At 64.1% G+C, this 12,978-nt stretch carries 12 protein-coding genes and 2 tRNA genes; 2 read left to right on the top strand and 12 right to left on the bottom strand.

Going from position 1 to position 12,978, the window contains the following annotated elements; genetic code table 11:
- Positions 1-577 precede the first annotated feature (577 nt).
- From purC to dapA, 4 genes are read right to left on the bottom strand one after another with little or no spacing between them, the layout of a single operon-like run.
- Positions 578-1,291, bottom strand: a complete 714-nt coding sequence (purC, locus tag KUW00_RS21120; RefSeq protein ID WP_222570064.1) for a phosphoribosylaminoimidazolesuccinocarboxamide synthase — start codon at positions 1,289-1,291, stop codon at positions 578-580.
- Between the two features lie 56 nt (positions 1,292-1,347).
- Positions 1,348-2,145: an MBL fold metallo-hydrolase gene (locus tag KUW00_RS21115; protein WP_045992002.1), complete on the bottom strand. Its 798-nt coding sequence runs from the start codon at positions 2,143-2,145 to the stop codon at positions 1,348-1,350.
- On the bottom strand, positions 2,145-3,110 hold the full coding sequence (locus KUW00_RS21110; protein WP_045992001.1) for an outer membrane protein assembly factor BamC: 966 nt from the start codon (positions 3,108-3,110) through the stop codon (positions 2,145-2,147). Before KUW00_RS21110 ends, KUW00_RS21115 begins: the two co-directional genes overlap by 1 nt.
- A gap of 60 nt (positions 3,111-3,170) precedes the next feature.
- Positions 3,171-4,055 carry a 4-hydroxy-tetrahydrodipicolinate synthase gene (gene dapA, locus KUW00_RS21105; protein WP_045992000.1) on the bottom strand — a complete coding sequence of 295 codons (885 nt, stop codon included), beginning with the start codon at positions 4,053-4,055 and terminating at the stop codon, positions 3,171-3,173.
- A 213-nt stretch (positions 4,056-4,268) separates the two neighbouring features.
- On the opposite strand from dapA, the gene KUW00_RS21100 reads away from it, so the two are divergent.
- The gene (locus KUW00_RS21100) at positions 4,269-4,745 is read left to right on the top strand and encodes a peroxiredoxin (RefSeq protein WP_222570063.1); all 477 of its coding nucleotides are present in this window, start codon (positions 4,269-4,271) and stop codon (positions 4,743-4,745) included.
- Positions 4,746-4,839: 94 nt separating this feature from the next.
- Here the strand turns inward: KUW00_RS21100 and KUW00_RS21095 are convergent, their stop codons facing one another.
- Together KUW00_RS21095 and KUW00_RS21090 are read right to left on the bottom strand one after the other, a co-directional pair.
- On the bottom strand, positions 4,840-5,961 hold the full coding sequence (locus tag KUW00_RS21095; RefSeq protein ID WP_045991998.1) for an AI-2E family transporter: 1,122 nt from the start codon (positions 5,959-5,961) through the stop codon (positions 4,840-4,842).
- Positions 5,958-6,200 (bottom strand): sulfurtransferase TusA family protein, encoded by a 243-nt coding sequence (locus KUW00_RS21090; protein WP_045991997.1) that lies wholly within the window; start codon positions 6,198-6,200, stop codon positions 5,958-5,960. The genes KUW00_RS21095 and KUW00_RS21090 overlap by 4 nt, the downstream gene beginning before the upstream one ends.
- 147 nt (positions 6,201-6,347) lie before the next feature.
- Here KUW00_RS21090 and KUW00_RS21085 point away from each other — a divergent pair, with 147 nt between their 5' ends.
- On the top strand, positions 6,348-7,910 hold the full coding sequence (locus KUW00_RS21085) for a M48 family metalloprotease (RefSeq protein WP_261392295.1): 1,563 nt from the start codon (positions 6,348-6,350) through the stop codon (positions 7,908-7,910).
- A 201-nt stretch (positions 7,911-8,111) separates the two neighbouring features.
- On the opposite strand, the gene nadA is transcribed toward KUW00_RS21085, so the two are convergent.
- The 6 genes from nadA to KUW00_RS21055 form a co-directional block, all read right to left on the bottom strand.
- Positions 8,112-9,140, bottom strand: coding sequence for a quinolinate synthase NadA (gene nadA, locus KUW00_RS21080; RefSeq protein WP_045992009.1), 1,029 nt, complete (start codon positions 9,138-9,140; stop codon positions 8,112-8,114).
- 473 nt (positions 9,141-9,613) lie between these two features.
- A tRNA-Lys gene (locus KUW00_RS21075) sits at positions 9,614-9,689 on the bottom strand.
- A 41-nt stretch (positions 9,690-9,730) separates the two neighbouring features.
- A tRNA-Lys gene (locus KUW00_RS21070) sits at positions 9,731-9,806 on the bottom strand.
- A gap of 69 nt (positions 9,807-9,875) precedes the next feature.
- On the bottom strand, positions 9,876-10,745 hold the full coding sequence (gene rluB, locus KUW00_RS21065; RefSeq protein WP_045991996.1) for a 23S rRNA pseudouridine(2605) synthase RluB: 870 nt from the start codon (positions 10,743-10,745) through the stop codon (positions 9,876-9,878).
- On the bottom strand, positions 10,742-11,779 hold the full coding sequence (gene scpB, locus KUW00_RS21060) for an SMC-Scp complex subunit ScpB (RefSeq protein WP_222570062.1): 1,038 nt from the start codon (positions 11,777-11,779) through the stop codon (positions 10,742-10,744). Before scpB ends, rluB begins: the two co-directional genes overlap by 4 nt.
- Positions 11,776-12,786 (bottom strand): segregation and condensation protein A, encoded by a 1,011-nt coding sequence (locus tag KUW00_RS21055; protein ID WP_222570172.1) that lies wholly within the window; start codon positions 12,784-12,786, stop codon positions 11,776-11,778. The genes scpB and KUW00_RS21055 overlap by 4 nt, the downstream gene beginning before the upstream one ends.
- Positions 12,787-12,978: the final 192 nt, after the last annotated feature.

Raw genomic sequence — 12,978 nt, 5'->3', positions numbered from 1 at the left:
CACAAAACTTTCGAAAAGAAACATGATTAAAAAAATCTACACGCGCAGCGCTGTCACTTCCATTTTTAAATGTGACACAGATCATTTCTTGCTTGTAATTGGCGCAGGACGTGCCTAATAAAGCACAAAAACTAACGGTCCGTTTCAGAAGCTGTACGGGCACTGATGAGATTCATCTTTCCCCCCAGCCATAGCCAGGTGCCATCAAAAACTGACGAGCGATGGTCAAATAAACAGGAATTTTCCCGACAGCTCAGTGCAAAGGAAGGTGTTGTACTGCGGTTAGACGCAGCCACACCAGGCACAGGGGGTTTCAGGACTTGCGGGAATGCGAATAACGTTGCCGCACACCTATCCGAGTCGACACTTCCCAGTACCCAACATCAGCGTAGCGCCAGGAACTTCATTCACTCGTGGGAGTCCAGCCATTGGTACAGACGTGGGCAGCGGAAAGCAGATCGCCCGGGCCAGGCCCGGGCGATCCTCTACATGCTTTCGGCGTTATCACCACTTGCACCACCGTCGTTGCATCATGCCCTTGCGGCAGTCAGCGCAGACCAGTGCCGGCAAGCGGCTGTCAGCTGAAATCGATGCCGATACGACGGCCGACTTCCTCGTAGGACTCGATGACGCTGCCCAGCCCTTGGCGGAAGCGATCCTTGTCGAGCTTTTCGCGGGTCTTGGCGTCCCACAGACGGCAGCCGTCCGGTGAGAATTCGTCACCCAGCACAATCTTGCCGTGGAATACGCCGAACTCGAGCTTGTAGTCCACCAGCAGCATGCCGCCGTCGGCGAACAGCTGCTTGAGCACCTCGTTGACCTTGAAGGTCAGCGCCTTCATCTCGGCCAGTTGCTCGGCGCTAGCCCAGCCGAAGCTTTCGGCCAGGGACTCGTTGACCATGGGATCGTGGAGCTCGTCGTTTTTCAGAAACAGCTCGAAGGTCGGCGGTGTCAGCGGCTCGCCTTCCTTGACGCCGAGGCGCTTGACCAGACTGCCGGCGGCGATGTTGCGCACCACGCACTCCACCGGAATCATGTCGAGCTTCTTGACCACACACTCGGTGGGCGACAGCAGCTCTTCCACGTGGGTGGGGACGCCGGCCTCTTCCAGCTTGGCCATGATGAAGGCATTGAAGCGGTTGTTGACCATGCCCTTGCGCTCGAGCGACTCCATGCGGCGTCCGTCGAAGGCGCTGGTGTCGTCACGAAAGTGCAGGATCAGACGATCCGGGTCATCGGTGGCATAGACCGACTTGGCCTTGCCGGCATAGAGTTCTTCGCGCTTTTCCATGGGTGCCTCCACAGGCAAATCAAAAAAAGGGGTTCAAGCAGGACCAGGGTCCTGAATCAGTGAATCGCTTGCCAATCCAGGCCGTCATCCTGGGCAGCCACGGTCAGGCGGGTCTCGTCGCCGTCCAGCAGAGGCGTCAATGCCTCCAGAGCGAGTTCGGGGCGGTTATTATGCTCCGACAGGTGGGAGCAGACGATACGCTGCAGCCGATCCAGCCCCAGTTCGGTCAACAGCGCCGCAGCCTGGCCATTGGCCAGGTGCCCCCAACGTCCGCCGACGCGGCGCTTGAGACTGGGCGGATAGGGGCCTTCAGCCAGCATGCGCACGTCATGATTGCACTCGAGCACGAGGGCATCGCAGCCACGGAAGGCCTGGCGCACGTGTTCGCTGGGGTGGCCCAGGTCGGTCAGCAGCCCCAGCTTCCTGTCACCTGCGGCGATACGAAACTGCACCGGCTCTCGGGCGTCGTGGGGCACCGTGATGGCGTCGACGTCGAGTCCCTTGATGGCGAAGCGCGACTGAGGGGTGATCCAGTGGGTCCGGGGCAGCCGGCCGAGCTTGCCGGACAGCCAGGTGCCCGGGGTCAGGTGTACCGGCAGGTCATAGCGACGGGCCAGAGGGCCGATGCCACGCACATGGTCGCCATGCTCGTGGGTGACCAGCAAGGCATCGAGCTGACGCGGATGGACACCCAGCCGCGCCAGCCGGCGTTCTGCCTCCTTGAGACCGAAACCGCAGTCCACCAGCAACATCGACTCGCCGTCGCTGACCAGGGTGGCGTTGCCCTTGCTTCCGCTGCCCAGGGAGGCGAAACGCAAGCCTCCCCGGGAACCATTGGCATGCCCGACGCTCATCAGCGCAGCAAGCCCTCCATGCGCTGCAGCAGCTCACGCTGGTCATCGCCGGAAAGCGGCTCGTCGTCGGCGCTACGTGCCTCCATCAGGGTTTCCTGGCCCTGGGGCGACAACCTGAGCTCGATGCGTTGCATCGACTCAAGCAGATCCATCGAGGTCAAGGAGTCGATGAAGCCACGGGTACGCTCGCTCTCGGTGATGTAATCGATCACGAAGCGCTTGCCGCTTTCATCCACGGAGACCAGTTCCCGGCGATCTTCCATCTCGAAGTTGTTCTCGAGCTGGAAGGCGAGCTCGGCGTAGGCCCGCTCGATGTCGAAGGGCATCACCATCACCCAGTCATCGCCGCGGGGCTCGAAGCGAACGCTGTCGGCTTCGGGCGTCTGCTGGGCCGACGCCGAGGCGATGCTGGCCGAGGCGCTACGCGCTTCAAAGTGACGCTGCAGAGAGTTCAGGCACAGCCGGTTGAGCTGGCCCGCGGTATCACAGCGCACCTCACTGGTGCCCGACCTGAGGCCCTGGCGCAGTACCAGGCTGGCGTCGGAGGTCTCGATGACACCGCTGGCGCTGTCGCTGCGGGTGATCTCCAGCCCGCGCTGTTCGACGAAGCGCTCGAGCTCCGGCCATACCACCGCGGGCGCGGCCCCTACCACCAGCCAGCGATCGGCGTCGGTCTCGCGCACCGCCACGTCACCGGCGGCCACCGCGGTGCTGGCAGACAGCGTCTGGGGCAAGGGCGCGGCGAAGTCTCCCTCGCGGGCGTAGAAGTCCCCGCGAGCCTGAGGCACCGGCATGATATCGCGATAGCGGCTCTGGTCGCGGCTGCCGGGGAGGGTCAGCGGAGCCGCCTGACGGGCGCCCGCGTAATCCTCGTTGCGATCGTGATAGTGACCGTCCTTGGCACAGCCGGCCAGGGTCAGGGCCGCGATCATCGCCAGCGGCAGTCCTTTAAGCGCAGAATTCATGCATCCACCTTGATTGAAAATTGGGTCCACGACATCACGACCGGAGGCACGGTTCAGGCGTCAGTCCTCGATCAGTCCTGCCAGCTGCAGGGCTTCGCTGATGGTGGAGTGATACTTCTCGCTCAGCCAGGTCAACGGCAGGCGGATGCCGGGCTCGATGATACCCATGCGGTTGAGCGCCCACTTGACGGGGATAGGATTGGCCTCGATGCCCAGGTTGGTATGCAGGGGTAGAAGCCGGGTGTTGATCTGGTGAGCCTTGTCGCTTTCACCGGCCACGGCGGCGGCGCACAACTCGTGCATGGCCTTCGGCGCCACATTGGCGGTCACCGAGATATCGCCATGACCGCCCATCAGCATGAAGTCGCAGGCGGTGGCGTCATCGCCGGAGTAGAGCATGAAGTCGCTGCCCTTGAGACGTTCGATCAGGTCCTCGGCGCGCTCCAGGTTGCCGGTGGCATCCTTGAGGCCGATGATGTTGTCGACCTCGGCCAGACGCAGCACGGTCTCGTTGTAGATGTCCGAACAGGTGCGTCCCGGCACGTTGTACAGGATCACCGGCAGATCACTGGTCTCGGCGATTACCTTGAAATGCTGATACAAACCTTCCTGGGTCGGCTTGTTGTAGTAAGGCGCCACGGTCAGGCAGTAGTCGGCCCCCACTTCCTTGGCGTAGCGGGTCAGCTCCACCGCCTCGGTGGTGTTGTTGGAGCCGGTGCCGGCGATGACGGGAATGCGGCCATTGACCTCTTCGACCACGCTGCGAATCACGTCGAAGTGCTCGGCGAAGGTCATGGTGGTGGGCTCACCGGTGGTACCCGCCGCCACGATGGCGTCTGTGCCATTGTCGAGGTGGAAATTCACCAGTTTGCGCAACACTTCCCAGTCGATATCGCCGTTGGCCTTCATCGGTGTCGCCAAGGCGACAATACTGCCCGTGATCATCCTCGTTGTTCCTCTGTTGTCTGCCCTCCCGCGACCCTGACGATGGCGGTCGGGGTGAACGAATGTGGCCAAGGGGGTCGCGACCCGGGGAAGCGTGGTCGTGACCAGAGCACAAATGGTACTCAGGCGGCCATATCCTGTACAGCCGCGTCTTTACATGAAGAGCGTCATTGCGTGTAATCGGACGCCTATTTTTGCGATTCTGGAGCCACCATGACAGTGTCCATCGGCGAGCCGGTCCCCGACTTCAGCGCCAGCGCCACCGGCGACAACACCATCACCCTGTCGCAACTGCGCGATCGCCAGGTGGTGATCTACTTCTACCCCAAGGCCAGCACCCCCGGCTGTACCACCGAGGGCGGCGACTTTCGTGACCACAAGGCAGACTTCGACGACGCCAACACCGTGGTCATCGGCGTCTCCCGTGACGGCATCCGTGCCCAGGAAAACTTCAAGGCCAAGCAGGGCTTCAATTTCGAGCTGATATCAGACAAGGACGAAGCCGTGTGTGGCCTGTTCGACGTCATCAAGCTCAAGAAGCTCTACGGCAAGGAGCACCTGGGTATCGAGCGCAGTACCTTCCTGATCGACAGCGAAGGTCGCCTGGCCAGGGAGTGGCGCAAGGTCAAGGTCAAGGGCCACGTGGAAGAAGTGCTGGAAGCCGCCCGCGAACTGCACGCCCAGTCCTGACACGCCGGCCCACGGATGCAAGCCTCATCCTCCCCGGCAAAGAACGAATGCCCGGCCATTGGCCGGGCATTGTGTTTCGCCTCGAGAGCAGAGCTCAACCGTCGGTGCCGGTCCCTGTACCTGCGTCAGAGTGGGGCGGCAACCTTGCCATGCTGCGCTCCTTGATCCCGCGAGGCCAGGCATAGACCAGCGCCTTCAACAGGGTCGCCAGCGGGATCGCGAAGAACACCCCCCAGAAGCCCCAGACGCCGCCGAAGAACAGCACCGCCAGGATGATCGACACCGGGTGTAGATTGACCGCCTCGGAGAAAAGCACCGGCACCAGCACGTTGCCGTCCAGCGCCTGGATCACGCCGTAGGCGACGATCACATAGAGAAACTGGTCCCCCAGTCCAAAGTGAAAGCCCGCTACCGCCGCCACCGGCAGTGTCGCCACCGCGGCGCCGATGTAGGGCACCAGCACCGAAAAACCCACCAGTACCGCCAGCAGCGCCGAATAGGGAAGGCCAAAGAAGGCGAAGGTGAAGAAGGTCACGCTACCGACGATGACGATCTCGGTGGCCTTGCCGCGCACATAGTTGGCGATCTGGCAGTCCATCTCCTTCCACACCCGGGTCATCAGGTCACGCTTGGCCGGCAAAAGCGACACGGTAAAGCCCACCAGACGGTCACGGTCCTTGAGCATGAACAGCACCAGGATCGGCACCAGCACCAGGTAGATGAGCAGTCCCAGCACATTGCCGAGCGACGCCAGCGACAGCGTCAGCGCACGCTGGCTCAATTGGGTCGCCTCGCGGCTGAGCACGGCGATCCAGTCCTGGACCAGGTCCGGAGTGATCAGCTGGGGGTAGCTCATCTGCAGGTCGTCCAGCATCTGCTGGCCGGCAGCAAACATCCGCGGCGCTTCCTGGATCAGGCTGGCGAGCTGGTTCCAGATCAACGGCAGCAGGATCAGCGCCAACGCCAGCAGCACCCCGACAAAGGCCAGAAAGACCGTCATGACCGCCACCAGGTGTGGCACCTTGCGTCGTGTCAGGGCGTTGACCGCGCCCTGCAGCAGAAAGGCCACCACCAGCGCGGTGAGAAAGGGCGCCAGCATCTGGCCGAGCCATATCACCACCGCCAGCCCCACCACCAGCAGTACCAGCAGCAGCACCGCCTCTTCATCGGAGAAGTAGTGATCGACCCAGCCGCGAAATACGCTACGCAGACTCATGCATCACCCGCCTTGCGCAACCAGTAGACATAGACCTTGTCGCGTTCTTCGCGACCTTCGAGCACGTGGGCGCTGTGCTCGGCAAAGCTTTCAAAGTCTCGCCAGGAACCGGCGTCGGTGGCCCTGACCTCCAGCACCTGCCCCGGCGACAGGCGCGACAGCGCCTGCTTCGCCTTGAGCAGCGGCAGCGGACACGGAAGTCCGCACGCATCTAGCACATCGTCAGGTTGCACTGCCATGATCTCTCCCGAGAGAATGCGATATCGGATCGCTGCACATCGCAGCGCCGTTGCCCCGAGGGGCGAGCCCTTGCGATTTAAAGGCACTTTTCCGGCTGAATCAATGTCCCAAGGCAACCCCCTCCAACGCTATCGACGAGGATTTCGATGCCCAAGCGCACGCTGTTTGCCGTCACCGCTCGCCCCGCGCGGGCACGCCGTCAGGCATCGCCTTGGCATCGCGGCCGCTGGCGCCCGATGCCGGCCCTGGCCCTGGCGTCGACGCTTGCGTTGAGCCTGAACGCCACCACGGCACAGGCCCAATATCTGGACCAGGGCACCCTGCTCGATCAGCCGAGGGAGCTGAACCTGCCATCGCTGATGTCCACCGGCAGCAACGCCATCAGCGGCGAGGAAACCCGCCTTGGACGTGCCTGGCTACGCCAGTTTCGCGCCCACGTGCCGGAATGGCGCGACCCCCTGGCTCAGCACTATGTGGAGACACTGGTCGGCCGCCTGGTGCCCTACAGCGACCTGGGAGGCATCAACACCACCATCACCCTGGTCGACAACAAGACCCTGAACGCCTTCGCCGTCCCCGGCGGCGTGGTCGGCGTCAACACCGGCCTGTTCGCCTTCGCCGACCAGGAGGCCGAGGTGGCCTCGGTACTGGCCCACGAGCTGGGACACCTGTCACAGCGCCACTACGCCCGTAGCAAGGCACGCGCCGAGCAGACCCAGGTGCCTGCCATGGCCACCATGCTGGCGGGCCTGATCCTGGCCGCCAGCGGCGCCGGTGACGCCGGCATCGCGGCACTGGCCGGCAGCCAGGCGGCGATGATCCAGGACCAGCTTCGCTACTCGCGTCGCTACGAGGAAGAGGCCGACCGCATCGGCCTGCAGGCCATGGCCAGCGCCGGCTACGAGCCCCAGGCGATGGTCGACATGTTTCGCTCCATGCAACGCCTGATGAGCCTCCAGGGCGGCACTCCGCCGGAATTCCTGCTGACCCACCCGATCACCGAATCACGCATCAGCGACACCCAGGCCAGGGTCAACCAGACCCGGGTGACGGGCTCGGCACCGGATGAACTGCAGTACCAGTTCATCCGTGCCCGGGCACTGCTGGCGATCCACGAGCGTGCGCCCGGCCAGGCGATGACGGTGATGCGCCAGGACCAGGCGCCGGTGGACGCCCAGCGCTATCTGCAGGCGCTGATCGACGCCCGGGCCGGCCAGACCGGCTCGGCACTGAGTACGCTCGACGGCCTGGCACGGGCCCACCCGGATACCGCCCTGCTGCCCGCCAGCGCCGTCCAGGTGGCGCTGGAGGGCGGGCGCGTCGACGAGGCCATCGAGCGTGCCCGACGCCAGTTGCGCCTGATGCCGGGCTACCCACCGACCAGCCAGCTGTTGGGCGAGGCGCTCTTGCAGCGCGACCCCGACGCGGCCTACCGGGAACTCCACGAACTGGCCCAGCGCCGTCCCGAGGACCCCACCGTGTTCGGGCTGCTGGCGGAAGCCGCCGGGCGCAGTGGCCGCGAAGCCTGGGGCCATCTGGCCAGAGCCGAACAACTGCAGCTGACCGGTGAGATCGATCGCGCCATTCGCCAGCTGGAGGTCGCCGAGGCGATGGCCGAGCGCGAAGGCGACCTCAACGCCAGGTCAAGCATTCAGCGTCGTCGAGACGCCTTCCTCGACTACCGCCGGACCATGGAGAAATTCCGCTGAGCAGGAAGCTCCGCTGAACCCGACAGCGACGGACGCGGCGACGACACCGTGCTCAGGCCCGCCAGCCCACAGACGACTCGGCCCATGAACAAAAGCGCCCACGAGACTCTCTCGTGGGCGTGGGCTCGTGGGCGTGGGCTCGTGGGCGTGGGCTCGTGGGCGTGGGCGCGGGGTGTCACCAAAAAAAAGTAACGGCTGGCCTCAGGCCTGAAACTCCAGCATACGCGTCAGCGGCTTCAGCGCCTGGGTCCGCAGGGCGTCGCTGACCTGGATTTCACCGCTGCCCTCTCGCAGCGCGGCGGCCAGATTGTCCAGGGCGTTCATCGCCATCCACGGGCAGTGGGCGCAGCTTCGACAGGTCGCGCCATTGCCCGCCGTCGGGGCCTCGAACAGGGTCTTGTCGGGCACCGCCTGCTGCATCTTGAAGAAGATGCCGCGATCGGTGGCGACGATCAGCTGCTCGTTGGGCAGCTCCTTGGCCGCCTTGATCAACTGGGAGGTGGAACCGGCGACGTCGGCCAGACTGACCACCGCTTCGGGCGACTCCGGGTGCACCAGTACGGCGGCGTCCGGATAGACCGACTTGAGGTCCTCGACCCCCTTGGCCTTGAACTCCTCGTGGACGATGCAGGCGCCGTCCCACAACAGCATGTCGGCGCCGGTCTGCTTCTGGATATAGCCGCCCAGGTGCTTGTCCGGGGCCCACAGGATCTTCTCGCCCCTGGCCTTGAGGTGCTCGATGACGTCCACCGCGATGGAGGAGGTAACGACCCAGTCGGCACGCGCCTTGACCGCCGCCGAGGTGTTGGCATAGACCACCACGGTGCGATCTGGATGGGCGTCGCAGAAGGCCGCGAACTCGTCCTCCGGGCAACCCACGTCCAGCGAGCAGGTGGCCTCCAGGGTCGGCATCAGCACGCGCTTTTCCGGTGACAGGATCTTGGCAGTCTCGCCCATGAAGCGCACGCCGGCGACCACCAGCGTATCGGCCTCGTGGCGTGCACCGAAGCGCGCCATCTCCAGCGAATCGGCGACACAGCCGCCGGTCTCTTCGGCCAGCTGCTGGATAGCGTCATCGGTGTAGTAGTGCGCCACCAGTACGGCATTGTGAGCCTTGAGCAGGCGCTTGATCTCTTCGACGCGCGCAGCGTCTTCCGAGGGAATACGGGTAGGGCAGTACGGGCGCGCGAGATGCTCTCTGATCTCGGCGCGAGAAGTCATGATCGTCATCGTGTCTACCACTGTGATCGACAGGGGATCCCCCTGCTGATGGGACAGTGCCGCGAACGCTCCGTTCGGCGACACGCCAGGAGAACCCTCGAGCGTGGAGCCCGGCGCCGATAGCGCCAGCTGCGACTCCTGATGCGGCGCTGGAAAGGCGTCACTGCCGCTCCAGACCCGCTGCCGGTGGTTCTCTCCCTCGCCCATGCGTCTATCGCAGCGGCGAGTCACTTGACAGTTTAACGCAGGCGGACGGTTATGCCGAGTCTCCACGCATGGCATCGGCGCAAGATTGCGCCTGCGGCATACCTGTTCTCGATTCCCTGTCGACACGATGGCATCGGCTCGGCGCAGCGTACTCGCGTCGCGTGAGGAACGGCCTGTTCAGGCTGACAGCGCCGTCGTGGCTGCGGCGGCGACTCCAACCGCGAACTGTGCACACGAAAAACGGCCCCCGCTGCAAGCAGCGAGGGCCGTGAATCTGGTGGGTCGTGTAGGATTCGAACCTACGACCAATTGGTTAAAAGCCAACTGCTCTACCAACTGAGCTAACGACCCGATCATGACAGGACATCGTCCTGACCATGCACAGGTTCGGATGGTGGGTCGTGTAGGATTCGAACCTACGACCAATTGGTTAAAAGCCAACTGCTCTACCAACTGAGCTAACGACCCTTCCGAACGGGTGCAGATATTACGGATATGCCCCTTTCGACGCAAGTGTTTTTTTCGATTACCGTATCTTTAGCGCTTCTTGTCGCCGCGATCCGGCTTGCCGCCACGCTTCATCGTATGCACCGGGCGACGCTTGTTCTTGTCGCGGCTCCAGCGATTCTTCTCGTCCGGCGTCAACTCAGGCACCTTGCGCGATTCGAGTCCCGCCAGTCCGGCCAGGTCGTCGACCTCGTCCTGGGAAAGCTCGGTCCACTCGCCGGCCTTGGCCCGCTTGTCGAGGAAGATGTTGCCGTAGCGGACCCGCTTGAGGCGACTGACGGTCAGCCCCTGGGACTCCCACAGACGCCTGACCTCGCGGTTGCGGCCTTCCATGATGACCACGTGGAACCAGGTGTTGATGCCCTCGCCGCCGAACTCCTGGACGTCGCTGAAGCGTGCCGGGCCATCCTCGAGCATCACGCCTTCGACCATGGCCACCACGTGCTCGCGCTTGACCTCCCCCATCACTCGCACTGCGTATTCGCGCTCGATCTCGGTGGAAGGATGCATCAGCCGATTGGCCAGCTCGCCGTCGGTGGTGAACAGCAACAGCCCACTGGTGTTGATGTCCAGGCGGCCAATCGCGATCCAGCGCTCGCCCTTGAGGCGCGGCAGGCGGTCGAATACCGTACGCCGCCCCTCTGGATCCTTGCGCGTGCACAGCTCGCCCTCGGGCTTGTTGTACATGATCACCCGCCTTGGCACCTCGTCGGCGGCGCGCAGGGTGATCGGTCGGTCATCGAAACTGACCCGGTCACGGGCCTCCACTCGGTCGCCCAGGGTCGCCACGCTGCCGTTGACCTTGACCCGGCCATCGGCGATGGCGGCCTCCATCTCCCGGCGGGATCCCAGGCCGGCACGCGCCAGCACCTTCTGCAGTTTTTCGCTGGTGGTCGTCATTCGTCGTTCTCACTCTCTGTGGGTTCCACCCCCGAGGCAGCGTCATCATCGACGCGGCCCCGGGCGCGTTCGGACAGCCTGGCTTCCAGATCGGCAAAGCTCAGGCGAGCCCGTTCGGACGCCGTCCCGGCGTGCTCGTCGTCGGCCGTCCCGGCCGTCGGTTCATTGACGTCGGGCGCTTGGCCCGCCGTCGTCTCGGCTTCCCCGCGGGAAGCCGTCACTTCATCCTGATCGGGCGATGATGCCTCGCCTTCCTCGGTCTCGCCTCTTTCGGTTGCAGCTTCAGCGCTGCCAACTTCAGCGCTTCCATCTTCAGCGCTTCCATCTTCAGCGCTTCCATCTTCAGTGGGTTCACCCTCGGCAGTTTCACCCTCGGCAGTTTCACCCTCGGCAGTTTCACCCTCGGCGGTCTCACCATCGTCGTCCAGCGGCTCGTCGGCCTGGGCCAGCAGCGCCGAGGGCGGAGGCGGTGGCTCGTCCTCGGTGTCGAACTGCTCGAACTGCTTGAGCTCGTGCATCGGTGGAAGTTCGTCGAGGGTCTTGAGCCCGAAATCGTCGAGAAAGCCACGGGTGGTGGCGAACACCGCCGGTCGTCCCGGCACGTCTCGGTGCCCGACCACGCGAATCCAGCCACGATCGAGCAGGGTGCGCATGATCGAGCCACTCACCGTGACACCGCGGACCTCCTCGATATCGCCCCGGGTCACCGGCTGACGATAGGCGATCAGCGCCAGCGTCTCCAGCAACGCCCGGGAATAGCGCTGGGGGCGTTCATCCCACAACCGGGCGACCCAGTTGGCCAGCCGCGGGCGAATGCGCAGCTGGTACCCGGAGGCGGTCTCGATCAGCTCCATGGCGCCTCTGAGGTGACGCTCGGACAATCGCTCCAGCGCTTCCTTGAGCGCCCGTCGCGGCGGGCGCTCGTGTTCATCGAACAGCTGTTCGAGGCGGTCCAGCGCCAGCGGTTGGCCGGCGGCCAGCAGCGCCGCCTCTACGATGTCGTCCAACGCATCGGGCGTCTCCATCACGCTCATGCGGGCTCATCTCCCTGTGTCTTGTCAACCGACTGACCGATACGCCTATCCGGTTCACCAGCATCATCGAAGGCGCTGTCGTCGCCCGCCTCGTCGTCAACAGCGCTGTCCTCGGCGGCGCTATCATCAAAGGCATCATCCAAGGCATCACCGAAGGTATCGCCGAAGGTTTCGTCGTCGAAGGCGCTCTCGCCCTCGTCCTCGAGCCCTTCGTACGGATCTTCGTCGCCGTCCTCGGCCAACCGCGCCCTGACATGGATCGGCGACATCGGCGCATTCTGGACGATTTCGATCATCGCCTCCTTGGCCAGTTCCAGGATCGCCATAAAGGTCACCACCACCCCAGCCCTGCCCTCATCAAGCGAGAACAACGCCTCGAAGGGGGTGTAGTGCTCGTGAGTCAGGCGCTCCATGATCGCCAGCATGCGCTCCCGGGTCGACAGCACTTCACTTTCGATCTGGTGGGCCTGGTTGAGTTCGGCCCGGCGCAGAATGCCGGCCAGTGCGCCAAGCAGTTCATCGAGTTCGACGTCCGGGTGGATGACCCGGGCCTCCACCGGGGGCAGCGCCGCCCGGGCGGGAAACCAGTCACGTCCGACCCGGGGCAACTCCGCCAGGGCCTCGGCGGCGAGCTTGAGCCGCTCGTACTCCTGCAGGCGGCGAATCAGCTCGGCGCGGGGGTCTTCGTCCTCGTCACCGTCCTCGCTCCTGGGCGGGCGCGGCAGCAGGGTACGCGACTTGATCTCGGCCAGCATCGCCGCCATCAGCAGATACTCGCCGGCCAGTTCGATTTCCATGGCCTTCATCAGTTCCACGTACTCGATGTACTGGTGGGTGATGGCGGCCACATTGATCGACAGGATATCCAGATTCTGCCGGCGAATCAGATAGAGCAGCAGGTCAAGCGGTCCTTCGAAGGTCTCGAGAAAGACCCTGAGCGCCTCCGGGGGAATGTACAGATCCTCGGGCAGCTCGGTGATCGGCTCATCGAACAGGCGTCCCAGCACCTGGGCGTGGGCTTCGACCTCGGCGTGAGGGGCCGCACCGGCCTGGGCCTGGGCATCGAAATCGCCCTCGGCGTCAGGCCGAGTCGCTGCACCTTCCTCGTCAGTCCCACCCTGGGATTGTTGTGTCGTCGGCGAGTCGCTCACGCGTGGGGGACCTGGGTTGCCATGGTAGTGGTTACGATGAACAAGGGA

Origin of the sequence: Halomonas sp. DP5N14-9, from assembly GCF_019802175.1 — a bacterium.
Taxonomy (GTDB): Bacteria; Pseudomonadota; Gammaproteobacteria; order Pseudomonadales; family Halomonadaceae; genus Halomonas; species Halomonas litopenaei.
Note: the sequence above shows the minus strand (reverse complement) of the source record. Positions and strands in the feature narration are given on the sequence as shown.